The sequence below is a fragment of the Streptomyces hokutonensis genome (assembly GCF_000376565.1).
GTDB classification, from domain to species: Bacteria; Actinomycetota; Actinomycetes; order Streptomycetales; family Streptomycetaceae; genus Streptomyces; species Streptomyces hokutonensis.
Window position 1 is genome coordinate 21302 of the sequence record NZ_BARG01000055.1, and the last position, 25720, is coordinate 47021.

The 25720-nt window shown below is 69.9% G+C and carries 24 protein-coding genes; 12 read left to right on the forward strand and 12 right to left on the reverse strand.

Annotated elements, in window-relative coordinates:
- Positions 1–9: 9 nt before the first annotated feature.
- The 3 genes from SSP08S_RS34175 to SSP08S_RS34185 all read right to left on the reverse strand — a co-directional run bounded on the left by SSP08S_RS34175 (position 10) and on the right by SSP08S_RS34185 (position 3158).
- Positions 10–210, reverse strand: coding sequence for a YbdD/YjiX family protein (locus SSP08S_RS34175; RefSeq protein ID WP_026179074.1), 201 nt, complete (start codon positions 208–210; stop codon positions 10–12).
- Positions 182–2326, reverse strand: coding sequence for a carbon starvation CstA family protein (locus SSP08S_RS34180; protein WP_019072167.1), 2145 nt, complete (start codon positions 2324–2326; stop codon positions 182–184). Before SSP08S_RS34180 ends, SSP08S_RS34175 begins: the two co-directional genes overlap by 29 nt.
- Positions 2327–2393: 67 nt before the next feature.
- On the reverse strand, positions 2394–3158 hold the full coding sequence (locus SSP08S_RS34185) for a GntR family transcriptional regulator (protein ID WP_019072168.1): 765 nt from the start codon (positions 3156–3158) through the stop codon (positions 2394–2396).
- Positions 3159–3467: 309 nt separating this feature from the next.
- Here SSP08S_RS34185 and SSP08S_RS34190 point away from each other — a divergent pair, with 309 nt between their 5' ends.
- From SSP08S_RS34190 to SSP08S_RS34205, 4 genes are all read left to right on the forward strand, one after another.
- Positions 3468–4754, forward strand: coding sequence for an extracellular solute-binding protein (locus SSP08S_RS34190; RefSeq protein ID WP_019072169.1), 1287 nt, complete (start codon positions 3468–3470; stop codon positions 4752–4754).
- 163 nt (positions 4755–4917) lie between these two features.
- Positions 4918–5901 carry a carbohydrate ABC transporter permease gene (locus SSP08S_RS34195; RefSeq protein ID WP_019072170.1) on the forward strand — a complete coding sequence of 328 codons (984 nt, stop codon included), beginning with the start codon at positions 4918–4920 and terminating at the stop codon, positions 5899–5901.
- Positions 5898–6761, forward strand: a complete 864-nt coding sequence (locus SSP08S_RS34200) for a carbohydrate ABC transporter permease (protein WP_019072171.1) — start codon at positions 5898–5900, stop codon at positions 6759–6761. Before SSP08S_RS34195 ends, SSP08S_RS34200 begins: the two co-directional genes overlap by 4 nt.
- A gap of 9 nt (positions 6762–6770) precedes the next feature.
- Positions 6771–8312, forward strand: a complete 1542-nt coding sequence (locus tag SSP08S_RS34205) for a glycoside hydrolase family 3 protein (RefSeq protein WP_019072172.1) — start codon at positions 6771–6773, stop codon at positions 8310–8312.
- Between the two features lie 76 nt (positions 8313–8388).
- On the opposite strand, the gene nagB is transcribed toward SSP08S_RS34205, so the two are convergent.
- Entirely contained in the window at positions 8389–9174 is a 786-nt protein-coding gene (gene nagB / locus SSP08S_RS34210; RefSeq protein ID WP_019072173.1) for a glucosamine-6-phosphate deaminase, read from the reverse strand.
- Between the two features lie 188 nt (positions 9175–9362).
- On the opposite strand from nagB, the gene SSP08S_RS34215 reads away from it, so the two are divergent.
- Positions 9363–10433 carry an SIS domain-containing protein gene (locus SSP08S_RS34215; RefSeq protein WP_019072174.1) on the forward strand — a complete coding sequence of 357 codons (1071 nt, stop codon included), beginning with the start codon at positions 9363–9365 and terminating at the stop codon, positions 10431–10433.
- A gap of 10 nt (positions 10434–10443) precedes the next feature.
- Here SSP08S_RS34215 and SSP08S_RS34220 read toward each other — a convergent pair whose 3' ends face one another.
- Complete coding sequence (locus SSP08S_RS34220; RefSeq protein ID WP_019072175.1) at positions 10444–11196, reverse strand: SDR family oxidoreductase; 753 nt, start codon at positions 11194–11196, stop codon at positions 10444–10446.
- Between the two features lie 109 nt (positions 11197–11305).
- Between SSP08S_RS34220 and SSP08S_RS34225 the strand changes: the two genes are divergently transcribed.
- Together SSP08S_RS34225 and SSP08S_RS34230 are read left to right on the forward strand one after the other, a co-directional pair.
- Positions 11306–11935, forward strand: coding sequence for a TetR/AcrR family transcriptional regulator (locus SSP08S_RS34225; protein ID WP_026179075.1), 630 nt, complete (start codon positions 11306–11308; stop codon positions 11933–11935).
- A 363-nt stretch (positions 11936–12298) separates the two neighbouring features.
- Positions 12299–13765: a sensor histidine kinase gene (locus tag SSP08S_RS34230; RefSeq protein ID WP_019072177.1), complete on the forward strand. Its 1467-nt coding sequence runs from the start codon at positions 12299–12301 to the stop codon at positions 13763–13765.
- A 209-nt stretch (positions 13766–13974) separates the two neighbouring features.
- Here the strand turns inward: SSP08S_RS34230 and SSP08S_RS34235 are convergent, their stop codons facing one another.
- Positions 13975–14232: a WhiB family transcriptional regulator gene (locus tag SSP08S_RS34235; RefSeq protein ID WP_006142322.1), complete on the reverse strand. Its 258-nt coding sequence runs from the start codon at positions 14230–14232 to the stop codon at positions 13975–13977.
- Between the two features lie 319 nt (positions 14233–14551).
- Positions 14552–15520, reverse strand: a complete 969-nt coding sequence (locus SSP08S_RS34240; RefSeq protein ID WP_019072178.1) for a diacylglycerol/lipid kinase family protein — start codon at positions 15518–15520, stop codon at positions 14552–14554.
- A 116-nt stretch (positions 15521–15636) separates the two neighbouring features.
- On the opposite strand from SSP08S_RS34240, the gene SSP08S_RS34245 reads away from it, so the two are divergent.
- Entirely contained in the window at positions 15637–16101 is a 465-nt protein-coding gene (locus tag SSP08S_RS34245; protein WP_019072179.1) for a hypothetical protein, read from the forward strand.
- Positions 16102–16115: 14 nt separating this feature from the next.
- Here SSP08S_RS34245 and SSP08S_RS34250 read toward each other — a convergent pair whose 3' ends face one another.
- From SSP08S_RS34250 to SSP08S_RS34260, 3 genes are all read right to left on the reverse strand, one after another.
- Entirely contained in the window at positions 16116–17237 is a 1122-nt protein-coding gene (locus SSP08S_RS34250) for an RNA polymerase sigma factor SigF (protein WP_439654584.1), read from the reverse strand.
- Positions 17238–17254: 17 nt separating this feature from the next.
- On the reverse strand, positions 17255–17668 hold the full coding sequence (locus SSP08S_RS34255; protein WP_004925829.1) for an ATP-binding protein: 414 nt from the start codon (positions 17666–17668) through the stop codon (positions 17255–17257).
- Between the two features lie 266 nt (positions 17669–17934).
- Positions 17935–18195 (reverse strand): UBP-type zinc finger domain-containing protein, encoded by a 261-nt coding sequence (locus SSP08S_RS34260; protein WP_019072181.1) that lies wholly within the window; start codon positions 18193–18195, stop codon positions 17935–17937.
- 62 nt (positions 18196–18257) lie between these two features.
- Here SSP08S_RS34260 and SSP08S_RS34265 point away from each other — a divergent pair, with 62 nt between their 5' ends.
- Entirely contained in the window at positions 18258–19853 is a 1596-nt protein-coding gene (locus SSP08S_RS34265; protein ID WP_019072182.1) for a Na+/H+ antiporter, read from the forward strand.
- 430 nt (positions 19854–20283) lie between these two features.
- Here the strand turns inward: SSP08S_RS34265 and SSP08S_RS34270 are convergent, their stop codons facing one another.
- Complete coding sequence (locus SSP08S_RS34270) at positions 20284–21189, reverse strand: 1-aminocyclopropane-1-carboxylate deaminase/D-cysteine desulfhydrase (protein ID WP_019072183.1); 906 nt, start codon at positions 21187–21189, stop codon at positions 20284–20286.
- A 48-nt stretch (positions 21190–21237) separates the two neighbouring features.
- A complete protein-coding gene (locus tag SSP08S_RS34275; protein ID WP_019072184.1) occupies positions 21238–21828 on the reverse strand; it encodes an N-acetylmuramoyl-L-alanine amidase in 591 nt (196 codons plus the stop codon).
- A 299-nt stretch (positions 21829–22127) separates the two neighbouring features.
- Here SSP08S_RS34275 and SSP08S_RS34280 point away from each other — a divergent pair, with 299 nt between their 5' ends.
- The 3 genes from SSP08S_RS34280 to SSP08S_RS34290 all read left to right on the forward strand — a co-directional run bounded on the left by SSP08S_RS34280 (position 22128) and on the right by SSP08S_RS34290 (position 25719).
- Positions 22128–23534, forward strand: coding sequence for a family 2B encapsulin nanocompartment shell protein (locus SSP08S_RS34280; protein WP_019072185.1), 1407 nt, complete (start codon positions 22128–22130; stop codon positions 23532–23534).
- A 113-nt stretch (positions 23535–23647) separates the two neighbouring features.
- Positions 23648–24772, forward strand: a complete 1125-nt coding sequence (locus SSP08S_RS34285) for a family 2 encapsulin nanocompartment cargo protein polyprenyl transferase (RefSeq protein ID WP_019072186.1) — start codon at positions 23648–23650, stop codon at positions 24770–24772.
- Between the two features lie 341 nt (positions 24773–25113).
- A complete protein-coding gene (locus SSP08S_RS34290) occupies positions 25114–25719 on the forward strand; it encodes a GNAT family N-acetyltransferase (protein WP_019072187.1) in 606 nt (201 codons plus the stop codon).
- The last annotated feature ends 1 nt before the right edge of the window (position 25720 follow it).

The window sequence follows — 25720 nt, forward strand, 5'->3', positions numbered from 1 at the left end:
AAGCAGGGTTCAGCAGCAGCGGAAACCCTGGCGTGGGTCGGCCTCTTGTCGCTCCGTCCGCATCCGTTCGAAGGCGCGGCGGTCCGGGACCTCCGCGTCCGGGTGGTCCCGGCATACGTGCGCGACATACCGCTCGTACGCCGACTCGTCCGTCAACTCCCGGACGTACCAGCGCACTCCGCTAGTCGCCCGCCTGAGCACCGACCACATCGCGTGCCCTCGCCTCCTCCTTCTCCTTCCGGGTCGGGATCAGCCCGGCCGGTGCCACGATCTTCGACTCGACGTACGGCGTCTCGCTCAGCGTGGAGAGCGCCGGGCGGCGGACGTGTCGAACGCAGACGCGAAGGGCGTCCGCGATCACGACCACGACCAGCACCGCGAGAATGGCCGAAAGCACTCCGTCCACCGTGGAGTTGGTGACGACGGTGTGCATGTCGTCCATGTTCTTGGCGGGCGGCAGGACCTTGCCCGCGTCGATCGCGTCCTGGAACACCGAGCGTTGCTTGAAGAAGCCGACCTTCGGGTCGCTGGAGAACACCTTCTGCCAGCTCGCGGTCAGCGTGACCGTCGCGTCCCAGGCCAGCGGAATTCCGGTGATCCAGGCCCACTTGAGGCGACCGGACTTCACCAGGAGCGTCGTGCAGACGGCCAGCGCGACGGCGGCGAGCAACTGGTTGGAGATGCCGAAGATCGGGAAGAGCTGGTTGATCCCGCCGAGGGGTTCGTGGACGCCGACCCAGAGGAAGTAGCCCCAGAGCGCGCAGACCAGGGCACTCGTCAGCGCCAGGCCCGGCTTCCAACTCACGTTCCGGAACGGCCGATAGACGTTCCCCAGCATGTCCTGGAGCATGAACCGGCCCACCCGGGTGCCCGCGTCCAGCGCGGTCAGGATGAACAGCGCCTCGAACATGATCGCGAAGTGGTACCAGAAGGCGCGCAGACTCCCGCCGGTGACCTTGGCGAAGATCTCCGAGACACCGACCGCGAGGGTGGGCGCACCGCCGGTGCGGGAGAGCAGGCTGGCCTCGTCGACGTTCTTCGCGGCCTGCGCGAGGTCGGCGGGGGAGATGTGATAGCCCCAACTGGTCACCACCTGCGAGGCGTTCTGCACGGTCGTGCCGATCGCGCCCGCCGGTGCGTTCATCGCGAAGTACAGGCCGGGGTCGATGATGCTCGCGGCGACCAGTGCCATGATCGCGACCGACGACTCCATCAGCATGGAGCCGTAGCCGATCATCCGGATCTGCGTCTCCTTCTGGATCATCTTCGGGGTCGTCCCGCTCGATATGAGCGAGTGGAAGCCGGACAGGGCCCCGCAGGCGATCGTGATGAAGACGAAGGGGAAGAGGGAGCCGGCGAAGACCGGGCCGTTGCCGTGCTTGGCGAAGTCGGTGACGGCGGGCATCTTCAGGTCGGGCAGGGCGACGATGACCCCGATCGCCAGCAGGGCGATGGTGCCGATCTTCATGAAGGTGGAGAGGTAGTCGCGCGGGGCGAGCAGGGTCCAGACGGGGAGGATCGAGGCGATGAAGCCGTACGCCACCAGCCAGATGACCAGCGTCGAGGGCGCGAGGGTGAAGGTGTCGGCCCAGGACGACTCGGCGACCCAGCGGCCCGCGACCAGGGCGAGCAGCAGCAGGGCCACGCCGATCAGCGACACCTCGGAGACGCGGCCGGGGCGAAGTACCCGTAGATAGAAGCCCATCAGCAGGGCGATCGGGATGGTCATGCCGATGGAGAAGGTGCCCCAGGGGGAGGAGGCCAGCGCGTTCACGATGACCAGGGCCAGCACACCGAGCAGGATGATCATGATGGCGAAGGTGGCGAGCAGGGCCGCCGCGCCGCCGAAGGGGCCGATCTCCTCGCGGGCCATCTGGCCAAGTGACCTGCCGTCGCGCCTGGTTGAGAAGAACAGCACCACCATGTCCTGGACCGCGCCCGCGAAGATGACGCCGACGATGATCCAGATCGTGCCGGGCAGGTAGCCCATCTGCGCGGCCAGCACGGGTCCGACGAGCGGTCCGGCGCCGGCGATCGCGGCGAAGTGGTGGCCCAGCAGGACGCGGCGGTCGGTGGGGTGGTAGTCGATGCCGTTGTCGAGACGTTCGGCCGGGGTGGCCCGGGTCGCGTCGACCTTCAGGACCTTGTACGCGATGAACTTCGAGTAGAAGCGATAGGCGATGGCGTACGAGCCGAGCGCGGCGGCCACCATCCAGGCGGCCGACACGTTCTCGCCCCGCGCCAGCGCGAGAACGGACCAGCCCGCCGCGGCGACGAGCGCGACGAGGGTCCAGACGACGATGGTTCGGACGTTCGCGGTACGCACCGGGGAGTCCTCCCGTCCAGCGGCGACGGGAGGAACGTAGAGCAACCGGCGTTACTGCGTAAGACCCCTAGTCCTGCGGACGCTTGAGTCGCGCCACGAACTTGTACCGGTCGCCCCGGTACACCGACCGCACCCACTCCACCGGCTTGCCCTCCTTGTCGAGGGAGTGGCGGGAGAGCATCAGCATCGGGAGGCCGACGTCGGTGCTGAGGAGGCCGGCCTCGCGCGGGGTGGCCAGCGAGGTCTCGATGGTCTCCTCGGCCTCGGCGAGATGGACGTCGTAGACCTCGGCGAGCGCGGTGTAGAGGGACGTGTACTTGACCAGGGACCTCCGCAGCGCGGGGAAACGCTTCGCGCTGAGGTGGGTGGTCTCGATGGCCATCGGTTCGGCGTTGGCCATGCGGAGGCGCTCGATGCGCAGGACCCGGCCGCCGGTGGTGATGTCGAGCAGGTCGGCGAGGGTGTCGTCGGCCGTGATGTAGCCGATGTCCAGGAGCTGCGAGGTGGGTTCGAGGCCCTGGGCGCGCATGTCCTCGGTGTACGAGGTGAGTTGGAGCGCCTGCGAGACCTTGGGCTTGGCGACGAACGTGCCCTTGCCCTGGATGCGTTCGAGACGGCCCTCGACGACCAGTTCCTGAAGGGCCTGGCGGACCGTCGTGCGCGAGGTGTCGAACTCGGCGGCCAGCGTGCGCTCGGGCGGGACGGGTGTGCCGGGCGGCAACGTCTCCGTCATGTCCAGCAGGTGTTTCTTCAGGCGGTAGTACTTGGGCACACGCGCGGTGCGGACGGTAGCCCCACCCTCGTTCTCCGCACTGCTGACGTCGGTGCTCATGCTCCGCCTTTCCGGCTCCGGACAAGGGTCACTTCGTGATCCCTTCTGTATACCGTCGCGGTCGCTTTTGGTCTAGTCCACAAGGGCAAGTGGTCTAGCGGAAGAGAGTACTCCGGCACGGTTGTTTTCGCTGCCTTCTTACTTAAAGGTTCCTGCATATGTAGGTCCCATAACGGCTGGTCAGGGCGGTTTCGGGAACCCTTGACAGGCCCTGTGGTCTGGTCCAAGCTCCCGGTACTGGTCTACACCATTGGTTCAGGTCCCGGCCCATGGGCGGGAGGTGTGGCAGGCATCCCTGAGGAGGGTGGCGTGAAGCGCAAGCTGATAGCCGCGATCGGTATCGCGGGCATGATGGTCTCCATCGCGGCGTGCGGGGGCAACGACGACAAGGGCTCTTCGAACAGCGGCGCCGACGCCAAGGAGCTGACCGTCTGGCTCACCGTCGACGCGCAGAACAACTGGCCCGAGCTGGTCAAGGCGGCCGACGCGGCTGTGCAGAAGGCGCACCCCGGCGTCAAGATCAAGCACGAGTACTACGGCTGGCCGGACAAGAACACCAAGCTCGACGCGGTCCTCGCCACCGACAAGGCCCCCGACGTGGTCGAGATGGGCAACACCGAGATGCTGGGCTACATGGTCAAGGGCGCCTTCGCGCCCCTCGACGCCTCGAAGTTCACCAACTCCTCCCAATGGCTCGACGGCCTCAAGGCCTCGGTCACCTACGACGGCAAGACCTACGGCGTCCCGTATTACGCCGGTGGCCGCGTCGGCAACTGGCGTTCGGACATCGCCGCTTCGGTCGGCATCAAGACGCCCCCGAAGACGTACACCGAGCTGACCGCCGACCTGGACAAGATCCAGAAGAAGGAAGGCGACAAGTTCAGCGCCTGGTACCAGCCCACCCGTGACTGGTACGCGGCCATGTCCTTCGTCTACGACGCCGGCGGCTCCATCGCCGCGGAGTCCGGCGGCCAGTGGAAGGGCAACCTCTCCTCGCCGGAGTCCATCAAGGGCCTCACCGAGTTCAAGAACGTCATCGACAAGTACATGCACGGCGACAAGACCAAGGACGAGTCCGACCGTTACATCGTCTACGGCCAGGGCAAGGCGGCCATGATCTTCGGCGCCGCGTGGGAGGGCGCGAGCGCGGCCGACCCGAAGGCGGACAAGACCGGCGGCAAGCTGAAGACCAGCCTCGTCAACTTCGTGATGCCCGGCCCGTCCGGCAAGAACATGCCCGTGTTCCTGGGCGGTTCGGACCTGGCCGTCCCGGTCAAGTCCAAGGCGCAGGCGCTCGCCGCCGAGTGGATCAACGCCTTCACCGGCCCCTCCGGCCAGAAGGGCCTGATGGCCAAGGGCAACCTGCCCAACAACAAGACCGACCTCGCGACGCTGAAGAACGACCCCGCGACGGCGGTCCCGGCCACCGCGGCCGAGTCCAACTGGTTCGTCCCGATGGCACCGGGCTGGGGCCAGGTCGAGAAGGCTCAGGTCCTCCAGACCATGCTGCAGAACATCGGCACCGGCAAGCAGTCGGTCGAGGACGCCGCGAAGGCCGCGGACACCGCGATCGACAAGGTCATCAACACCAAGTGACCCGGGCTCTGCCGCCGAACTCCCGCCTGCCCGCCCTCCGGGCGGACGACGGGAGTTCGGCGGCAGGACCCAGCGGGGCCCTGTTGGACACCTCGGTGTTCTCGGGGCAGGGCCCCGCCTCACGTACGGCCGTACGACCTGAGGGACCGCTGAGGAGCGCGCGATGAGTGCCGACACGACCACCCCTGCCAAGGTGCCGCCGCCGCGGCAGGCGCCCCCACCGCGCGTCTCGGGCGCACCTCGCGGAAAGCGGACGTCGAGAGGCACCGGGATCCCCTGGCTGCTGCTCGCCCCCTGTCTGCTCATCCTCGCCCTGGTCATGGGCTATCCGCTGGTCCGCCTGGTCACGCTGTCCTTCCAGTCCTTCGGACAGTCCCAGCTGTGGGGCTTCAAGCCCGCCGAGTGGATCGGCTTCGACAACTTCTCCGGGATCCTCGGCGACGGCGAGTTCTGGGGCGTCGTCGTCCGCACGATCGTCTTCGCGGCCGGCTCGGTCATCTTCACGATGGTCGCCGGCATGGCCCTCGCCCTGCTCCAGCAGCGGGTCTCCGGCTGGATGAAGACCCTCATCAACATTGTCCTGGTGGCCAGTTGGGGCATGCCGGTCATCGTCGCGACCACCGTCTTCAAGTGGCTCTTCGACACCGACTACGGCGTCTTCAACGCCCTGCTCAGCAAGCTCCCCGGCGTCGACATGGTCGGCCACAACTGGTTCGCCAGCGGACCGCAGGGCCTCCTCGTCATCATGCTGCTGGTGGTCTGGGGCGCGGTGCCCTTCGTGGTGATCACCCTCAGCGCCGGACTCACCCAGGTCCCCCAGGAGCTTGAGGAGGCCGCCCGCCTCGACGGCGCCGGCGCCTGGGGCGTCTTCCGGTACGTCACCCTGCCCATCCTCAAGCCGATCATCGTGATGCTCACGACGCTCTCGGTGATCTGGGACATGGGCGTCTTCCCCCAGGTGTTCGTGATGCGCGGCGGCCATCCCGAGGCCGACTTCCAACTCCTGAGCACCTACTCGTACGACCGTGCCTTCGTCGTCAACGACTACGGACAGGGTTCCGCGATAGCCCTGGTCACGGTGGTGCTGCTGCTCGGTGTCGTCGCCGTCTACATGCGTCAGATGCTTCAGATCGGAGAGGTCGAATGAGCGCGCTCACGACCGACGCGCCCCGCAGGCCGACCGGCGGGCGCAAGAAGTCCAAGCTCGGCTGGAACCTCGTCGGCCTCCTCGTCTTCCTCGTCGTCGGCTTCCCCCTCTACTGGATGGTCGACACGGCCTTCAAGCCGGCCAAGGACGCCATCGACCCGGACCCGAGCCTGCTGCCCACCGGCATCACGCTCGACAACTTCCGCCGGGCGCTGGACATCGCGGACTTCTGGGGCCCGGTCGGCCGCAGCCTCATCGTGTCCCTGTCGGTCGTCGTGATCGGCATCGTCGTCGGCCTGCTGGCCGCGCTCGCCATCTCCCGCTTCGCCTTCCGCGGCCGCAAGATCGTGATCGTCGGCATCCTCGCGGTCCAGATGGTCCCGCTGGTCTCGATGATCATCCCGGTCTTCCTGCTGCTGAACGACCTCGATCAGTACGACAAGCTCTCCGGCCTGATCATCACGTACCTGACCTTCATCCTCCCGTTCACGGTGTGGACCCTGCGCGGCTTCATCGTCAACATCCCGAAGGAACTGGAGGAGGCGGCCATGGTCGACGGCTGCTCCCGCACCGGCGCCTTCATCCGCGTGGTCTTCCCGCTGCTGGCCCCCGGCATGGTCGCCACCTCGGTCTACGGCTTCATCCAGGCCTGGAACGAGTACCTCTACGCCCTGATGCTGCTCAGCCAGGAGCACCAGACGGCGACCGTCTGGCTCGGCAACTTCACCACCAAGCACGGCACCGAATACGCCCCGATGATGGCCGGCGCCACGATGATGGCCGTGCCGATCGTCGTCCTCTTCCTCCTCGTCCAGCGCAAGATGGCCGCGGGTCTGACCGCCGGCGCTGTGAAGGGATAACGCCAACCGATGACGACATTCGCCAGCGGTACAGACACCCTGACGCGCGACGCGCTCACCGTCCTGCAGCCCGGATTCCCCGGCACCACGGCCCCCGACTGGCTGCTTCGGCGCCTCGGCGAAGGCCTGGCCTCGGTGGGCCTGTTCGGCCGCAACATCGCGTCACCCGAGCAACTGTCCTCCCTGACCGCCCAGTTGAGGGCCGAACGGGACGACGTGCTGGTCGCGATCGACGAGGAGGGCGGAGACGTCACGCGCCTCGAGGTGCGCACGGGCTCCTCCTTCCCCGGCAACCACGCGCTCGGCGCGGTGGACGACGTGGACCTGACGAGGGAGGTGGCGTACGAACTGGGCCGCCGCCTCGCGGAATGCGGGGTGAACCTCAACTGGGCCCCGTCCGCCGACGTCAACTCCAACCCCTCCAACCCGGTCATCGGCGTCCGCTCCTTCGGCGCCGACCCCGAACTCGTCGCCCGCCACACCGCCGCCTATGTCACCGGCCTCCAGGCCGCGGGCGTCGCCGCCTGCACCAAGCACTTCCCGGGCCACGGCGACACGGCGGTCGACTCCCACCACGCGCTGCCGCGCATCGACGCGGAGTCCTCCGTCCTGGAGCGACGCGAACTCCTCCCGTTCCGCGCGGCCATCGCCGCCGGCACCCGCGCGGTGATGAGCGCCCACATCCTGGTCCCGACCCTGGACCCGGACCACCCGGCCACCCTCTCCCCGCACATCCTGACCGACCTCCTGCGCGGCCGGCTCGGCTACGACGGCCTCATCGTCACCGACGCCATCGAGATGCAGGCCATCGCCGCCACCTACGGCATCGAACGCGGCAGCGTCATCGCCATCGCCGCCGGCGCCGACGCGCTCTGCGTGGGCGGCGGCCTCGCGGACGACGAGACGGTACGACGCCTGCGCGACGCCCTGGTGAGCGCGGTCCGCGCGGGCGAACTCCCGGAGGAACGCCTGGCCGAAGCGGCGGAACGGGTACGGGGGTTGGCCCGCTGGGCGGCCTCGGCATCGGCCGCCGCCGAGGGCCCCGCGGTGGCAGAGACGGGTTCCGCTTCGGCCCCGGCCACCGTGTCCTCGCCGGACGTGACGCGCGTCGACATCGGCCTCGTCGCCGCCCGCCGCGCCCTCACGGTCACCGGCGCCGAAGGCTTCACCCCCCTCACCGAACCGCCCTACGTCGCTCTCCTCACCCCCGTCGCCAACATCGCCGTCGGCGACGAGACGCCCTGGGGCGTGGGTGCGGAGCTGACCCGCTTGCTGCCCGGTACGGAGACGGGGAGCTTCGCCGGGGAGGCCGCGGGGGACGCGGTGCTGGAGGCGGCGGGGGCGCGGCGGGTCGTGATCGTGGTGCGGGACGAGCACCGGCATCCGTGGATGGCCGCAGCCCTCGACACCGTGCTCACGGCCCGGCCCGACACCGTCGTGGTCGAGATGGGCATCCCTCAGGCCGCCCCCCGAGGCGCCCTCCACATCGCCACCCACGGCGCGGCCCGAGTCTGCGGCCGTGCGGCGGCGGAGGTCGTCGCGGGGGAGTGACCTCAGGTGATACGCCGGTGCCGGGCCCACCACGAGGGAGCCCGGCACCGGTATGTACGCGCGAGAAACCCGTGCCTCAGATCCCCTGCCAGTCCGGCTTGTTGACGAACGTGTGCCGGAAATAGTCCGCCAGTTTCAGCTTGGACGCGGCGCCCTCGTCCACCACGACCGTCGCATGCCGGTGCAACTGAAGTGCCGACGCCGGGCACACCGCGGCGACCGGCCCCTCCACGGTCGCGGCGACCGCGTCCGCCTTGCCCTCACCGGTCGCGAGCAGCACCAGGTGCCGCGCCTCCAGGATGGTCCCGATGCCCTGCGTGATGACGTGGTGCGGGACCTGACCTATGTCGCCGTCGAAGAAGCGCGCGTTGTCCACCCGCGTCTGCTCGGTCAGCGTCTTGATCCGGGTCCGCGAGGCCAGCGACGAGCACGGCTCGTTGAACCCGATGTGCCCGTCGGTCCCGATCCCCAGTATCTGGAGGTCGACCCCGCCGGCCTCGCCCAGCGCCCGGTCGTACGCCTCGCACGCCGCCTGCACGTCCTCGGCCGTACCGTCCGGCCCGAGGAACGAGTCCATCCCGACCCCGAGCGGCTCCAGCACCTCACGGCGCAGCACCGAGCGGTACGACTCCGGGTGCTCGGCGGGCAGCCCCACGTACTCGTCGAGCTGCGCGATCCGCGCCCGCGAGGTGTCCACGGCGCCGGCGCGGACCTTGGCCGCCAGCGCTTCGTAGATGGGCAGTGGCGTCGAGCCGGTGGCCACGCCCAGCAGGGCGTCCGGCTTGCGCCGGAGCAGCTGCGCCATGGCCTCGGCGATGAGCTCGCCGCCCGACTTGGCGTCCGGAACGATGACAACTTCCACGCTGGGCCTGCCGTTCTGAAGTGAGCCATGTGGTTTAGACCAATCGAGGCTCAATCTAACAGAATCGGGTCCGACCGCCCAGGTGATACCCGTCCCACCACCCCGCGCGGGCGGCCTCGTGACAGAGGGGGTGAAATGGACCCGACGGACCGCCGTCGCCCTTCCCCGCGCACCTCCGGAGGACCCGCATGACCGCCACGACACCGACCCCCGAGAACGACGTGCCGGGCCGGATCATGGCCCGCGAAACGGCCGAGCAGCCGGCCGTCCTGCGCCGCATCCTGGAGGAGGGCGCCCCGCGCATCCGGCAGGTGGCCCAGGAGGTGGCCGCCCGCAAGCCCCGCTTCGTGCTGCTCACCGCCCGCGGCACCTCCGACAACGCCGCCCTGTACGCCAAGTACCTCCTGGAGATCCGCCTCGGCCTGCCCTGCGGACTCACCTCGATGTCGACCACCACGGCCTACGGCGCCCGCCCCGATCTGACCGACGTCCTCGTCGTCACCGTCAGTCAGTCCGGCGGCTCCCCGGACCTGGTCGCCTCGACCCGCGCCGCCCGCGAGGCCGGCGCGATCACCGTCGCCGTGACCAACAACCCGGACTCACCGCTGGCCGCCGTCTCCGAGTACCACATCGACATCATGGCCGGCCCGGAGAAGGCCCTCCCCGCGACCAAGACGTATACGGCCTCCCTTCTCGCGCTCTATCTCTTCGTCGAGGGACTTCGCGGCGGCGACGGCGCCGCGGCCAAGGCACTGCCCGACCTCGCCGAGCAGCTGCTCGCCCGGCAGGACGAGGTCCGCATCCTCGCCTCCCGCTACCGCTTCGCCGAGCGCATGGTCATCACCTCCCGCGGTTACGGCTATCCGACCGCCAAGGAAGCCGCCCTCAAGCTGATGGAGACCAGCTACATCCCCGCCCTCGCCTACTCCGGTGCCGATCTGCTGCACGGCCCCCTCGCCATGGTCGACAACGTCTCCCCGGTCATCGCGGTCGTGACGGACGGCAAGGGCGGCGCCGCCCTCCAGCCCGTGCTCGACCGGCTGCGCGGCCGGGGCGCCGACCTGGTCGTCATCGGCCCGGCCGGCCAGGTCGAACAGGCCTCGGCCGGCTTCGTCCTGCCCGTCGAGGGCGTCCTCGAGGAACTCCAGCCGATCCTGGAGATCCTTCCGCTCCAGCTCCTCGCCTACGAGGTCACCATCGCCCGGGGCCAGGACCCGGACGCGCCCCGCGCCCTGGCCAAGGTGACGGAGACCCGCTGACCCCACGCCCTTATGTGAGGGAACCTCCCGTCGCGTCCACCCAACTCCCCGTGATCCACCGCCCGCCGTCGGACGCCAGGAACGCCACCACATCCGCCACGTCGGCGGTCTCTCCCACCCGCCCCAGCGCGGAGAAGGCGGCCGCCCTGGCCCAGCCGTCCTCGCTCCCGTGCAGGAACTCGGCGGTGTTGTCCGTGTCTATGAGGCCCGGCGCCACCGAGTTCACCGTGATGCCCCGGGGGCCGAGCACCTTGGACAGGTCCCGGGAGAAGACGTCCAGGGCGCTCTTCGTCATCGAGTACGCGATGTTGTGCGGCATGGCCGCGCTGCGGGCGAGCCCCGAGGAGATGTTGATGATCCGGCCGCCGTCCCGCAGCCGGTCCAGCCCGTGCCGGACGAGGAAGAACGGCGCCTTCACGTTCACCGCGAAGACCCTGTCGTACTCGTCCTCCCCTATCTCCCCGATCGGTGACGACGATCCGATCCCCGCGTTGTTCACCAGGATGTCCAGCCCGTCCGCGTGCCGGTCGAACTCCGCCCAGAGCCGCTCGGCATCACCCGGCACGCCCAGTTCCCCGCCGAGCGCGAACGCCGAGCCGCCCGCACCCTCGATCGCGGCGACCACCTCCTTCGCCGCCGCCTCACTCCTGCCGTAGTGCACCGCGACCCGCGCCCCGTCCCGCCCCAGCCGCTCCGCGATGCCCCGTCCGATTCCCCTGCCCGCACCCGTGACGAGTGCCGTCCTGCCCGCGAGCACACCCATGTCCACGCCCCCTCCGCGTCTCTTCAGCGATTTCCCTAGCGGTCGCTACAGAAAAGACCGTACAACAGCGCACCGACATTTCTCTAGCGTCCGCTATACAATTCACTCCATGGTGGACGGTGCAGAGGCAAAACCGCAGGTCAAGGCCGGTAAGTCGCGAGGGCGACCGCGCTCCTTCGACCGTACGACCGCCTTGGAGCGGGCGGTGCTCGCGTTCTGGGAGCACGGCTACGAGGCCACCTCCGTCTCGGACCTGACCCGTGCCATGGGCATCGGCGCCCCCAGCCTCTACGCGGCGTTCGGCGACAAACAGGCCCTGTTCGCCGAGGTCGTGGAGGAGTACGGCACGCGCTACGGCTCCTTCGCCGACCGGGCGCTCGCCGAGGAACCCACCGCCCGCGCCGCCGTGGCCCGGATCCTGCGCGAGGCCGCCGCCGAGTACACCGCACCCGGCCGGCCGCACGGCTGTCTCGTCATCCATGCGGCCACCAATTGCACGACCCCCGAGGTCGAGGAGTCCCTGCGGACGCGGCGCAACGCCAACCTCGCCGCCTTCGAGCGCCGTATCGCCGCGGACATCGCCGCGGGGGAGCTGCCGGTGGACCTCGACGCCGCCGCGCTGGCCCGGCACGCGGGGGCGGTCGTGCAGGGAATGTCCCAGCAGGCGCGGGACGGGGCGAGCCGGGCGGAGCTGGAGGCGCTCGCGGAAATTGCCATGACCATCTGGCCCCGCACATGACTCAACACCGTTAGGCTTCGCAGTGGATGCTGGGACGTCCGAGTAGTTGCGGACGGGTGCGGTAAAGCATCGGCATCAAACATCCTTCAACGCATGGACACGGATTAGTGGTCTAGTCCACAATGTGTTAAAGGCGTAAGCCTCCGTCTTCCCCGCACAGGAAGACGGACCGAGGAACCGGAGCTCTCTGCCCTGACTGCCCCGGGTCCTCATCCATCGGCCGATCGGGACCGCACACCCCGTGGCCGTTGCTGCTCCGGGCTGCGGTGCCGAGAGGGCTGAGGGTCCCTCTCAGGCGCCGCGGCCCGCGGGTGTTTTTAGGACAGGTACAGACCGGCGGGTACGCTCGCAGACGTGCCCTCCATGAACGAACTCGTACGCCAGCACACCGCACTCGACGACTCCGACCTCGAGTGGCTGCACCTGCTGGTCTCGGAGTGGCAGCTGCTCTCCGACCTCTCCTTCGCCGACCTGGTCCTGTGGGTCCCCACCCGCGACGGCACCCGCTATGTCTCCGTCGCCCAGATGCGGCCGAACACGGGCCCCACCTCGTACCAGGACGACATGGTCGGCCACCTCGTCCCGCGCGGCCGCCGCCCCATGCTGGACGCGGCCCTCGACGAGGGCCGGATCGTGCGGGAGGGCGACCCGGAGTGGCGCGAAGAGGTCCCCGTCCGCGTCGAGTCGATTCCGGTACGACGGGACGGGCGCGTCCTGGGAGTCATCGCGCGCAACACCAATCTGCTCACCGTGCGCACCCCGAGCCGCCTCGAACTGACCTATCTGCAGAGCGCGTCGGACCTCGCGCAGATGATCGCGGCCGGTTCCTTCCCGTTCCCGAACCAGCAGGTCGACATGGACGCCTCGCCGCGTGTCGGCGACGGACTGATCCGGCTCGACGGCGACGGCATCGTGCAGTACGCCTCGCCCAACGCCCTCTCCGCGTACCACCGCATGGGCCTTGCCACCGACCTCGTCGGCCAGCACCTGGGCGTGACCACCGCCGAACTCGCCCCCACCCGGGGCCCGGTGGACGAGGCGCTCGCCAAGGTGGCCAGCGGTTGGGCGCCGCGCGAGTTCGAGATCGAGGCGCGGGACGGGGTGATCCAGTTCCGGGCGATCCCGCTCAAACCCAAGGGCACCCGCATCGGTTCACTGGTGCTGCTTCGGGACGTCACCGAACTGCGGCGCCGTGAGCGGGAGTTGATCACCAAGGACGCGACCATCCGGGAGATCCACCACCGGGTGAAGAACAACCTCCAGACGGTCGCCGCCCTGTTGCGCCTCCAGGCCCGCCGGATCGAGTCGGAGCGCGGCCGCGAGGCCCTGGAGGAGGCTGTACGCCGGGTCGGTTCGATCGCGATCGTGCACGAGACGCTGTCCCAGAACCTGGACGAGCGCGTGGAGTTCGACGAGATCGCCGACCGGGTGCTCGCGATGGTCGCCGAGATCTCCCCGGGCAAGGTCACCGGCCGGCGCAGCGGTCGCTTCGGAATACTGGACGCCGAGGTCGCGACCCCGCTCTCCATGGTCCTCACCGAGATCCTGCAGAACGCCCTGGAGCACGGCTTCCGCGAGGGCGAGACCGGCACGGTCGAGGTGTCGGCCGTGCGTGGCGGCACCTCCAAGGAGGCCCGGCTCCTGGTCACCGTCCAGGACGACGGAGTAGGACTCCCCGAAGGGTTCGACCCGCACCGCTCGGGCAACCTGGGCCTGCAGATCGTACGGACCCTGGTGGAGGGCGAGTTGGGCGGCACGTTCGACATGGTGCCGGGGCCGGAGCGGGGGACCCGGGTGATCCTGGATGTGCCGGTGCAGGCGCACAAGTGACGTATGTGCACACGATCTCCACGCGCGCGTGCCCGAACGGCCGTGCACGCGCGCGTGCTTGAACAGCAAAGAGCCCCGGATCACTGGGTGATCCGGGGCCAGTCGCTCGTTGCTATGCGCATCGGGGGTACTGCGCGCTGCGGCTCGGGGGCGGGAGATGCGTACTCGCTGTACGCGCCGCCAAGCTCAGGCTGTTAGCAGGGTGGATGTCAGGCGGAGGCCTGACGGGCCCGGTTGCGAGCGGCGCGGCGCTTCATGGCGCGGCGCTCGTCCTCGCTGAGACCACCCCAGACGCCGGAGTCCTGGCCGGACTCGAGCGCCCACTGCAGACACTGATCCATAACGGGGCAGCGACGGCAGACGGCCTTGGCTTCCTCGATCTGCAGCAGCGCAGGACCGGTGTTGCCGATGGGGAAGAAGAGCTCGGGGTCTTCCTCGCGGCAAACGGCGTTGTGACGCCAGTCCATGGCTGCTACCTCTCCTTGGTATTACGTGCGGGTTGCTTGTGAATGTGAACGCTTTCACGAATCCCTCAACAAGTGAAGGGCCGAACGCCAGGTTCACTGGCGGGGTCCTGTGGATTGAAGAGGGGTTCCGGTGATCCGTGGAGGCCGGTGTTGCGGGCCGTCTCGATCGCCACGTAGAGACTCGCAAACCTCAGCGGCGGATACAACCCCTTCTGGAAAGTTTTTTTTGATTCCTCGGTGTCGACTAGGTCACAGCCGTACTTCCATGGGGTGGATCCTGGTCTAAACGTTCGAGTGAAAGGACTTCAGCCCTTTCTGCTCACACAATCACACGCAGTGCACGGCGTACGCCTGTGAACGTCACGCTCGTACGCAGTCCGAGGTGGTCGCCGTCCATCTGGAGGGGCAGAGGGACCTTCGAATGCAAGGTGAACTCGCTCAGGTCGTGCAGAGCCGCAGCGTGCTTGCCATGGGGTCCGCGCTCGGGGGACGAAGTGAGCAACTGGGTGCCATACCGGGCAACCGCGGCGCTGGACAGACGGCTGAGACCGAGTACGTCGAGGCCTTTATCGAACGACGCCTTAGGTGACGTGTACATCGGGCGATTGCCGAGATACGTCCAGGGCGAGGTGTTCGAGACTATGGCCACCACCAGATCGGTGACCGGGTCCTCCCCGGGCTGCTCCAGGGTGATCGTCCCGTGCCGGCGGTGCTGCTCCCCGAGGAACTGCCGGACCACCTGACGCACGTACAACGCGTGCGTGGATTTCTTGCCCTGCTCCCGCTGCTGTTCGACCCGCCCGACCACTCCCGCGTCGAACCCGAGCCCGGCGTTGAAGGTGAACCAGCGCGACGGCACCGCCTCGTCCTCGGTGCCGGGCGTGCCGGAGGTCAGCCCCAGGCCGACCGTGCGCTCACGGCCCTCGCGCAGGGCGTCGAGGATCGCGCCGGTGGCCTCCACGGCGTCGTTGGGCAGGCCCAGGGCGCGCGCGAAGACGTTGGTGGAACCGCCGGGGACCACGGCGAGGCCGGGCAGGCGCTCCGGGTCGGGGCCGGTGTGCAGCAGGCCGTTGACGACCTCGTTGACGGTGCCGTCGCCGCCGAGGGCGACCACCAGGTCGACGTTCCCGCTCTCCGCGGCCTGCCGGGCGAGGTCGCGCGCGTGGCCTCTGTACTCCGTGGTGACGGCCTCCAGCTTCATCTCGCTGGCGAGCGCGTGGAGCAGGACGTCGCGCGTACGTGCGCTTGTGGTGGTTGCCGCCGGATTGACCACGAGAAGTGCACGCATGAGTTGCAGCGTACCTACTGGGGGGTACCCGTCCCATACCGAGGTAGGGGTTCGGTAAGAGGAGAGGGCGTGAGCCTGGACACCTGGGGCCGTTTTCCGAGGGCTACCCTTCTGGGGTGAGCGCTGAGCAGACCCCCGCCCCGGAGACGGCGACCGACGGCCCCGACGGACCCCGTCCGCGCCGTCTGGCCTACGCGGCGGTCCTCGTCGCGCTGGAGGGTCTCGCGCTGGCCGTCGGCGGTGTCTGGATGCTCGTCCTGGGGCTCACCGGCGACCCGGACGACCGTCAGCAGGCGGTGACCGGAGGCGTGACCCTGGTGGTGCTCGCGCTGCTGCCGCTGCTCGCCGCGCGCGGACTGCTCGGCCGGCGCGGCTGGAGCCGGGGTCCCGCCGTGATCACGCAGATCATGGCGCTGCCCGTGGCCTACAACCTGCTCCGGGCCGACAGCGTGGCCATCCCGGCCGGCATCGCGCTCGCGGTGGTCGCGGTCGCCTCGCTGGTGCTGCTGGTGAACCCGGCGACGACACAGGCCCTCGGAATCCGAGGGCCCGGCCGCCGTACCGAAGAGCCGAAGGGCTAGCCCCCGGCCCGGTCCTACTCCTCTACGAGGAGCTTCTCCCGCAGCTGGGCCAGTGTCCTGGCCAGCAGGCGGGACACGTGCATCTGGGAGATGCCGACCTCCTGCGCGATCTGCGACTGCGTCATGTTGCCGAAGAAGCGCAGCAGCAGGATCCGCTTCTCCCGGGGCGGCAGGTCCTCCAGGAGCGGCTTGAGCGACTCGCGGTACTCGACGCCCTCCAGGGCCTCGTCGTAGGCGCCCAGGGTGTCCGCGACCGCGGGGGACTCGTCGTCCGTGTCCGGGACGTCCAGGGACAGCGTGGAGTACGCGTTCGCGGACTCCAGGCCCTCCAGGACCTCCTCCTCCGAGATGCCCAGCTTCTCGGCCAGCTCGTGGACCGTGGGGGAGCGGCCGTGCCGCTGCGAGAGCTCCGCCGTCGCCGTGGTCAGCGACAGACGCAGCTCCTGGAGCCTGCGCGGGACGCGCACCGCCCAGCCCTTGTCACGGAAGTGACGCTTGATCTCGCCGACGACCGTCGGGGTCGCGTACGTCGAGAACTCGACACCGCGCTCCGGGTCGAAGCGGTCGACCGACTTGATCAGGCCGATGGTGGCGACCTGGGTCAGGTCGTCCAGCGGCTCGCCGCGGTTGCGGAAGCGGCGCGCCAGGTGCTCGACGAGCGGCAGGTGCATACGGACCAGCCGGTTGCGCAGCTCCGCGTACTCGACGCTGCCGTCCTTGAGCGTGCGCAGCTCGATGAAGAGCGCGCGTGCTCCGCTGCGGTCCTGGGGGTCGTGCCGGGTGCTCTGCGCACTCTGCACGGCTTGCGCGGCCGCCACGTCGTCCCGCTCGTGCTCGCTCATCGCCTGGTCCGTCGCCCTTCCCCGAGCTTTCGCCTCCTCCCCCACGCTCGACTGAGTCTGAGCGGGGGAACCCCCAGAAACGGGGGAGACCCCACCAATACGCACGGCACCGTCCTGCTCACGTTGACCGTCGTCCGTCACACCGGCCTCCGAGGGTTCGTCCTCCGGATGCGGCCGGGCCTGCTCGGGGATTCCGCCGCGGGGCACCAGGGGGCCGTCGTCCGCCGTACGGCGTGCTCCGCCCGTGCCGCCCTCGGCCGGCAGCTCCCGTGTGCCGCGCTCTTCGTCCCGCACCGGCCCGTCCCCGTTCCTCACGCCGGCCCGGGTCCCGCGCCGCGCTGTTTGTAGAGGCTGATCGAAACGGTCTTGTCCTCGTCGACTGCCGATGAGACCTTCCCCGCGAGGGCCGAGAGCACGGTCCAGGCGAAGGTGTCGCGCGAGGGCGCGTGACCGTCCGTCGTCGGGGCGGAGACGGTGACTTCGAGCGAGTCGTCCACGAGCCGGAAGACACAGCTGAGCACTGAGCCGGGCACGGCCTGCTGGAGCAGGATCGCGCAGGCCTCGTCCACCGCGATGCGGAGGTCCTCGATCTCGTCGAGGGTGAAGTCCAAACGGGCTGCGAGGCCGGCCGTGGCCGTACGCAGCACCGACAGGTAGGCACCCGCAGCCGGCAGCCGGACTTCCACGAAGTCCTGGGTCGCGGGCTCGCCTGCGATCTGGGACACCCTCACCTCCAAGGTGGTACAAGCTCTTTCGGGGGCCCAGGGGTCGCCCCCCGGGGTAACGCGATACTTGGTTCAGCGGTGACGCTACCGCGCTCTGAACTTTCCTGTCCCCGGGACCCCAACCCCATGCTGTCACTCATAGTAAACCTACGGATACGCTCCGTGGCTAGGGGTCCTGCGGGCCCAATTGGGAAGAGCGCGCGCCGGGTTGACGTACCCAGACGTCAGACGGTCGAACCGTCGAAACCGGGGGTCGGATTACGGGGTCACAGGAGTACGTGGTCCACGAAGCACCAGCGCCAGCTCTCACCGGGTTCGTAGGTCCGCATCACCGGGTGCCCGGATTCCTTGTGATGTGCTGTCGCGTGACGCAGGGGCGAGGAGTCGCAGCAGGCGACATGGCCGCAGTAGAGGCACAGTCGCAGCTGTACGGGGTGGGTGCCGGCCGCCAGACACTCGAGGCAGGTCTCGCTCTGGGGCTTCGGTTCCGGGAGCGGCAGCGCGTCGGCGTGCGTGCACTGTTTCATGATTGCCAGATTACGACGGCTGTGCGGTTGGCCGCGCGGAAAAACGAGGGCGGGCGAGGACGATGGACGTGATGCCACTGCTGTTGCTGGTGGCGGGAAGTGCCGTGGTGGCCGCGGGGGCCCGGCGCACCCCGGTGCCGGCGCCGCTGCTGCTGGTCGCCGTCGGGCTGGCCGTCTCGTACGTCCCGGGGGTCCCGGACTACACCCTGGACCCGGACGTCGTCCTGCCGCTGCTGCTGCCCCCGCTGCTCTACACGTCGGCCACCGACAGCTCCTACCTCGACCTGCGGGCCCAAGTGCGGCCCGTGGCGCTGCTGTCGGTGGGGTACGTGCTGTTCGCCACGTTCGTCGTCGGCTGGGCCGCGTACGTGATCGTGCCGGGGCTGCCGCTGACGGCGGCGCTGGTGCTCGGCGCGGTGGTGGCGCCGCCGGACGCGGTCGCCGCGACCGCGGTGGCCCGCCGGGTGGGACTGCCCTCGCGGATCACGACGATCCTCCAGGGCGAGTCCCTGCTGAACGACGCCACCGCGATCACCGCCTACAAGGTGGCTCTCGCGGCGGCGGTCGGCGAGGGCGCCACCTGGGCGGGCGGCATCGGGGAGTTCCTGCTCGCGGCCGTCGGCGGTGTCGGTGTCGGGCTCCTGATGATGGTGCCGATCCACTGGCTGCGCACGCACCTCAAGGAGGCGCTGCTCCAGAACACGCTCTCCCTGCTGATCCCGTTCGTCGCCTACGCGGTCGCCGAGCAGGTGCACGCCTCCGGAGTGCTCGCCGTCGTGGTCGTGGCGCTCTATCTGGGCCACCGCGCGTGGGAGGTCGATTTCGCGACCCGCCTCCAGGAGGAGGCCGTGTGGAAGATGGTCGCGTTCGTCCTGGAGTCGGCGGTGTTCGCCCTGATCGGGCTGCAACTGCCGGTGGTGCTCAAGGGACTTGGCGAGTACCGGGGCCTGGACGCAGCCCTGTACGCGATCGCGCTCTTCCTTGTCGTCGTCGTGACCCGGTTCGTGTGGGTGTATCCGGCGGCCTTCCTGCCCCGCGTGTTCTCCGCGCGGATCAGGGAACGCGAGGACAACCCCACCTGGAAGGGGGCGATGACCACCGCGTGGGCCGGCATGAGGGGAGTGGTCTCACTCGCCATCGCCTTCTCGATCCCGCTCACGGTGCACGGAGGCGACCCCTTCCCGCAGCGCAACATCATCCTGTTCCTGACCTTCACGACGGTCATCGGCACTCTGGTGGTGCAGGGTCTGAGCCTGCCCCCGATCATCCGGCTGCTGAAATTCCCCGGGCGCGACCCCCAGGCCGAGACCCTCGCCGAGGCCAACGCCCAGGCGCAGGCCTCCCGGGTGGCCGAGAAACGCCTCAACGCCCTTCTGGAGGACGAGCGCAACGCCCTGCCCCCTCCGCTGGCCGACCGCCTCCGCGAGGTCCTGGAGCGCCGCCGCAACGCCGTCTGGGAGCGCCTGGGCGCCACCAACCCCGTCACCGGCGAGACCGTCGACGACACCTACCGCCGCCTCTCCCGCGAGATGATCAGCGCCGAACGCTCGATGTTCGTCCGCCTGCGCGACGGCCGCTACATCGACGACGAGATGCTGCGCACGCTGCTGCGCAGACTGGACCTGGAGGAGGCGGCGGCTTATCGGGAGGCGGCGTAGGCCTGTCGGGAGGCCGCCCGGGCTTGTGGGGAGGGCACCTGGGCCTGTCGGAAGGATCAGGTCGCAGACGCGGGGCGTGGGGTGTGCCAGGCGCGAAGCGGAGGAGGGCGGCGACGCGACGGGGGTCCCCTCCCGGTCGTGCGAAGCCGGGACTGGGGCGTCGGCGGCCGACGGCCACGCCGCAGACGCGGGGCGTGGCACGCGCTCGCCGCTGACCCAAGCGCGCTCTGGCTGCCTCTGTCATCGCTCGCCGACATCCCCCAGCCTTCGCCCGGGAGGCGCCCCCACCGCGTCGCCCGCGGCCGCTGCCACCGGCCCCTTCGCCGCCTCGCAGCCGCACGCGCCTCGCCCCGCTCACCGGCGCGTCCGTCAACTACCGCCGCTTTCCCGCGACCTGAGCCGCCGGCCAGCCCCAGCGCTTGGCGGGACGCTACGGGAACGGTCGCCCGGTGACGACAGCGGCGATCGTGCTCCCGCGCGGGAAAGCCCCTTCCTCCGTCAGCGCGACAAGTCCGTACAGCAACTTGGCGACATAGAGACGCTCGACGGGCAGCCCGTGCCGGTTCTCGAAGTCCTCGGCGAAGGTGTCGAGTTCGGTCGGTACGCGCGCGTAGCCGCCGAAATGGAAGCGGTCGTCGAGCGACCAGTCGCCGCGTCGGCCGCCGAAGGCCCGCTCCTGGAGGGCCGTGATGTCGGCGCCCAGGAAGCCGCCCTTGAGGACCGGTATTCCCAACACCCGCTGGTCGGGGGCGAGTCCGGCGGCCAGTCCGGCCAGGGTGCCGCCGGTCCCGCAGGCCAGGGCGACGACGTCGACGTCGGCACGCGCGCGTAGTTCCTCGCCCAGGGCCCGGCAGCCGCGTACCGCAAGGGAGTTGCTGCCGCCCTCGGGGACGACGTACGCGTCCTCCGTGTCCACCTCGCGCAGGATGCCGGCCAGTGTCTCGGGCTCGCTCTTGCGCCGGTACGTCGACCTGTCGACGAAGTGGAGGCGCATCCCGTCGGCCGCGCACCGGGCCAGGGACGGGTTGAGCGGACGGTCGGACAGTTCCTGGCCGCGGACCACGCCGACCGTGCGCAGGCCCAGGAGGCGGCCCGCGGCGGCGGTGGCGCGCAGGTGGTTGGAGTAGGCGCCGCCGAACGTGACGACCGTACGGCCGGCCGCCGCCGCGAGGTTGGGCGCGAGTTTGCGCCACTTGTTGCCGATGAGGTCCGGGTGGATCAGGTCGTCCCGCTTGAGCAGCAGCCGGACGCCGTGCCGGCCGAAGCGCCCGTCCGCGATCTCCTCCACCGGCGACGGCAGCCGGGGCCGTAGGGCGGCGAGGTCGGGGCTGGTCACGGGACCATTGTCACCCGGGGCGCCGGTGTCGTCCGTGTCCCCCGGGGGTCACTTCAGGCGCTCGCCGACCCGCTCGCGCAGCCAGTCCATCGTGAACCCGCGCGGGTCCACCTTTCCGGGCTGCCACTCCAGGTGCCCGATCACCGAGCGCGCGGACCACTCGTGGTGGCGGCAGATCGCCGCGCAGACCTTCTCGATCGCCTCCAACTGGGCCTCGGGCCAGGGGTCCTCGCCGTCGCCGAGGTTCTCGCACTCGAAGCCGTAGAAGTGCCGGTTGCCGTCGGTGTTGGCCTCGTTGTCGTGCGGCAGCCGCTTCTCGGCGATCACCGCGCGCAGCACGTCGTCGTCGCCCAGGCCCGCGTGGTTGGCGCGGCCGTAGCCGACCAGGTGGACCCTGCCGTCCTTGGTGATGACGCCGTGGCACAGCGGGCCGGGCAGGTCGGGGCGGCCCTCGCGGCAGAGGTCCACGGTGTGGGCGCTGCCCTTGGTGACCGTGTGGTGGATCATCACGCCGTGCACGGGTCCCCACGGGCCCTTGTGGTTGCGGTTGTGGTGCTCCCAGTCGCCGACCTCGACGACCGTGACGCCCTCCGCCTTCAGACCGGCCAGGAAACCGCCCGCGGACATGGGTGAGGCCATGAACGCCTCCTTCGTGCTGTGCGACGGCCGACGTGCACGACCGCCTGTTATCGCTGCTTGTACCGAAAAAGTCCCGGTACGCACGACTTGTTCGCACGGCGTGCGAGCCGATCCGGACAGCAGTGACCCCGGCCGCAACTCGAACAACATTCGACGTAAACAGCCCCCGTGCCCAGCAGTTGAAGATCCATTCCCGCTCTTTCGGGTAATACCACCGGCACGCTGAGTGAGGAAGGCTGGTGCGCGAGAACGATGCCGGGCGCACAGGCGCCGGGCATGAATGGGGAGGGCATTTCTCTATGTCGGTAGGCGAAGAGGTCCGCGCGGAGCAGAACAAGCCGCAGCAGAGCCTTGGCACGGCGGCTGCGCGGAACCTGGCCACCACCACCAAGTCCGCACCGCAGATGCAGGAGATCAGCTCCCGCTGGCTCCTGCGCACACTGCCGTGGGTGAACGTGCAGGGTGGCACATACCGGGTGAACCGACGGCTGAGTTACTCCGTGGGCGACGGCCGGGTGACATTCGTGAAGACCGGCGACCGCGTCGAGGTCATCCCCGCGGAGCTCGGCGAACTGCCCGCGCTGCGGGACTACGAGGACGAGGAGGTCCTCTCGGAACTGGCCGTCCGCTGCAGGCAGCGCGAGTTCGCCCCGGGGGAGGCGATCGCGTCGTTCGGCAGCCAGGCCGACGAGGTGTACCTGCTGGCACACGGCAGGGTGGAGAAGATCGGCACGGGCCCGTACGGCGACGACACGGTCCTCGGAGTCCTCGCCGACGGCGCCTACTTCGGCGACCAGGCACTCCTGGACCCGGAGGCCATCTGGGAGTACACGGCCCGCGCGGACACCGCCTGCACGGTCCTCGTGCTGGCCCGCGGGGACGTCGAGCAGGTCGCGGAGCGCTCCGAGACCCTGCGCGAGCACCTCACGCAGCTGCGCGCGATCCCCGAGCAGCGCACCAACAAGTACGGCGAGAAGGCGATCGACCTCGCCGCCGGCCACTCCGGCGAGCCGGACATCCCGCACACCTTCGTCGACTACGACGCCCGGCCGCGCGAGTACGAACTCAGCGTCGCCCAGACCGTCCTGCGCATCCACTCGCGCGTGGCCGATCTCTACAACCAGCCGATGAACCAGACGGAGCAGCAACTGAGGCTCACCGTCGAGGCGTTGAAGGAGCGCCAGGAGCACGAGCTGATCAACAACCGCGAGTTCGGCCTGCTCAACAACTGCGAGTACGACCAGCGGCTCCAGCCCCACGACGGCGTCCCCAGCCCGGACGACCTGGACGAGCTGCTCAGCAGGCGGCGCGGCACCAGGATGCTCCTCGCCCACCCGCGCGCGATCTCCGCGTTCGGCCGCGAGCTCAACAAGCGCGGACTGGTCCCGGAGTCCATCGAGATCGGCGGCAACCGCATCCCGACCTGGCGCGGAGTGCCGATCTACCCGTGCAACAAGATCCCGGTCAGTGACCGGCGGACCACCTCGATCATCGCCATGCGTACCGGCGAGGCCGACCAGGGCGTCATCGGCCTCCAGCAGGCCGGCATCCCGGACGAGATCGAGCCGAGCCTGTCGGTGCGGTTCATGGGCATCAACGAACAGGCGATCATCAAGTACCTCGTGACGGCCTACTACTCGGCGGCGGTCCTGGTGCCGGACGCCCTCGGCGTCCTGGAGAACGTCGAGATCGGCCGCTGGAGGTGACGTTTCAGCAGCTGGACGCGGTGTCCCCGCCCGTCAGGGCGGGTACACCCCGGTCACATGTGCTCAGCCGCAGTGGAAACGCCACCGTCCGCGGACTCTCCGAGGGGGACCCCATGGCCGAGTTCAGGGCGGAGACGAAACAGCGCGCCGACGGGACACAACCGGCCGACGGGACCCAGCCGGTCGAAGGAACGGGGCCGAGCGCACCGCAGGCCGACGTGCACGAGGCGGCGGTGATCCTGGAGGAGGCCCGCGCGTCCGTCGACCCCGAGCTGCGCTCGGCGATCGACTCGCTCCCCGGCTCGATGCGCCGGATCGCGCTCTACCACTTCGGGTGGGAGCACGCGGACGGCACCCCGGCGGCGGGCAACCCGGGCAAGGCGATCCGCCCCGCCCTCGTCCTCACCGCGGCCGGCGCACTCGGCGGCGAGCGCGCACGGGCGGGCGCGCTGCGGGCCGCGGCGGCGGTCGAACTGGTCCACAACTTCACGCTGCTGCACGACGACGTGATGGACCGGGACACCACCCGCCGACACCGGCCCACCGCGTGGACCGTGTTCGGCGACCCCGACGCGATCCTCGCCGGGGACGCGCTCCAGGCGCTCGCGCTCCGGCTGCTCGCCGAGGACCCGCACCCGGCGTCCTCGGCCGCCGCGGCCCGGCTCGCGGACTGCGTCGTCGAACTGTGCGCGGGTCAGCACGCGGACACCGCCATGGAGAAGCGCGCCCCCGGCGAGGTCACCCTCGACGAGGTGCTCGCCATGGCCGAGGCCAAGACCGGCGCACTGCTCGGCTGCGCCTGCGCGGTGGGCGCGCTGTACGCGGGGGCGTCCACCGAGGACGTCGAGGCGCTGGACGCGTTCGGCCGCCAGGCCGGGCTCGCCTTCCAGCTGATCGACGACGTCATCGGCATATGGGGCGACCCCGGCCGCACCGGCAAACCGGCCGGCGCCGACCTCGCCGTACGCAAGAAGTCGCTGCCCGTGGTCGCCGCGCTCACCTCGGGCACCGCGGCGGCCGGGGAACTCGCCGAACTGTACGGACTGCCGTACGAGGAAGGGGACTTGGAGCGCACCGTGCTCGCCGTGGAGCGGGCGGGCGGCCGGGACTGGGCGCAGGCCCAGGCGGCCGACCGGATGGCGCGGGCCGTGCAGGAGCTGGCCCGGGCGATTCCGGACCCGCAGGACGCGGGCGGTCTGCTCGCGCTGGCCGAGTTCGTGACCCGGCGCAGCAGTTGAAGACTCCGGAGCCCCGCAGTGCCGTGCGGTCCTGACCCCGCACGGTGACCCGGGGCCCCGGACAATGCGGGTCCCGCGCATCCCCACGGTGCGCGGGGCTCGCCCCTCTTTTAAGGCTCGGTTCGCCTCCGGGGCGCCAAAGCCTGTGTCGAGAGCGCGATCGTGCTCGACCCTGCGGGCCTCCGCGCGTTCGTGCTCGACCCTGCGGGCCTCCGCGCTCCCCCAGAGGGGGGACCCCCAGCGCTCTCGACACAGGCGCGCCCCTTCGGCTCACTCGCCCGTAAGTCCCGCTAGGCTCAACACCCGTACGGAATACGACTGTTGAGGCGCGGAGGCGGACCATGGGCGTGGCGATACGGGCGGCGGGCGAAGGTGACCGGGAGTTGATCGTCGGGCTGCTGGACGACGCGTTCCAGGACGATCCGGTGAGCGGCTGGATCTTTCCCGACGCCGAGTACCGCCGTACGACCCATCACAAGCTGATGGCCGCCTTCACGGACTCCGTGTTCGCCGACGGCCGGATCGACCTGGCCGAGGACGGCGCGGCCTGCGCGCTGTGGCTGTCGGTGCCGGGCGAGGCGCACGCGGCGGACGGCGAGGACGAGGCCGTACAGCTGCGGGAGTTCGTGGATCCGGACAACGAGCGGGTCGAGACGATCGCCCGGCTCATGGCGGAGGGACACCCCGCCGGCCGGGCCCACGAGTACCTGTGGATGATCGCCGTAAGACCGGACCGGCAGGGCGAGGGCCTCGGCGCCGCGCTGATCCGGCACGTCCTGGAGCGCTGCGACCGCGAGGGCCTGCCCGCGTACCTGGAGGCGAGCAGCGAGCGCAGCACCAAGCTGTACGAGCGGCTCGGCTACGCCTTCACCGACACCACCCTCGACCTCCCGGACGGTCCGCGCATGTATCCGATGTGGCGCGAGCCCCGCACGGCTCTAGTCTGAG

Coding starts and splice junctions, on each gene's coding strand:
- SSP08S_RS34175 (WP_026179074.1), bottom strand. CDS start 210: ATGTGGTCGGTGCTCAGGCGGGCGACTAGCGGAGTGCGCTGGTACGTC.
- SSP08S_RS34185 (WP_019072168.1), bottom strand. CDS start 3,158: ATGAGCACCGACGTCAGCAGTGCGGAGAACGAGGGTGGGGCTACCGTC.
- SSP08S_RS34195 (WP_019072170.1), top strand. CDS start 4,918: ATGAGTGCCGACACGACCACCCCTGCCAAGGTGCCGCCGCCGCGGCAG.
- SSP08S_RS34200 (WP_019072171.1), top strand. CDS start 5,898: ATGAGCGCGCTCACGACCGACGCGCCCCGCAGGCCGACCGGCGGGCGC.
- SSP08S_RS34205 (WP_019072172.1), top strand. CDS start 6,771: ATGACGACATTCGCCAGCGGTACAGACACCCTGACGCGCGACGCGCTC.
- SSP08S_RS34215 (WP_019072174.1), top strand. CDS start 9,363: ATGACCGCCACGACACCGACCCCCGAGAACGACGTGCCGGGCCGGATC.
- SSP08S_RS34220 (WP_019072175.1), bottom strand. CDS start 11,196: ATGGGTGTGCTCGCGGGCAGGACGGCACTCGTCACGGGTGCGGGCAGG.
- SSP08S_RS34225 (WP_026179075.1), top strand. CDS start 11,306: ATGGTGGACGGTGCAGAGGCAAAACCGCAGGTCAAGGCCGGTAAGTCG.
- SSP08S_RS34230 (WP_019072177.1), top strand. CDS start 12,299: ATGAACGAACTCGTACGCCAGCACACCGCACTCGACGACTCCGACCTC.
- SSP08S_RS34235 (WP_006142322.1), bottom strand. CDS start 14,232: ATGGACTGGCGTCACAACGCCGTTTGCCGCGAGGAAGACCCCGAGCTC.
- SSP08S_RS34240 (WP_019072178.1), bottom strand. CDS start 15,520: ATGCGTGCACTTCTCGTGGTCAATCCGGCGGCAACCACCACAAGCGCA.
- SSP08S_RS34260 (WP_019072181.1), bottom strand. CDS start 18,195: ATGAAACAGTGCACGCACGCCGACGCGCTGCCGCTCCCGGAACCGAAG.
- SSP08S_RS34265 (WP_019072182.1), top strand. CDS start 18,258: ATGGACGTGATGCCACTGCTGTTGCTGGTGGCGGGAAGTGCCGTGGTG.
- SSP08S_RS34275 (WP_019072184.1), bottom strand. CDS start 21,828: ATGGCCTCACCCATGTCCGCGGGCGGTTTCCTGGCCGGTCTGAAGGCG.
- SSP08S_RS34280 (WP_019072185.1), top strand. CDS start 22,128: ATGTCGGTAGGCGAAGAGGTCCGCGCGGAGCAGAACAAGCCGCAGCAG.
- SSP08S_RS34285 (WP_019072186.1), top strand. CDS start 23,648: ATGGCCGAGTTCAGGGCGGAGACGAAACAGCGCGCCGACGGGACACAA.
- SSP08S_RS34290 (WP_019072187.1), top strand. CDS start 25,114: ATGGGCGTGGCGATACGGGCGGCGGGCGAAGGTGACCGGGAGTTGATC.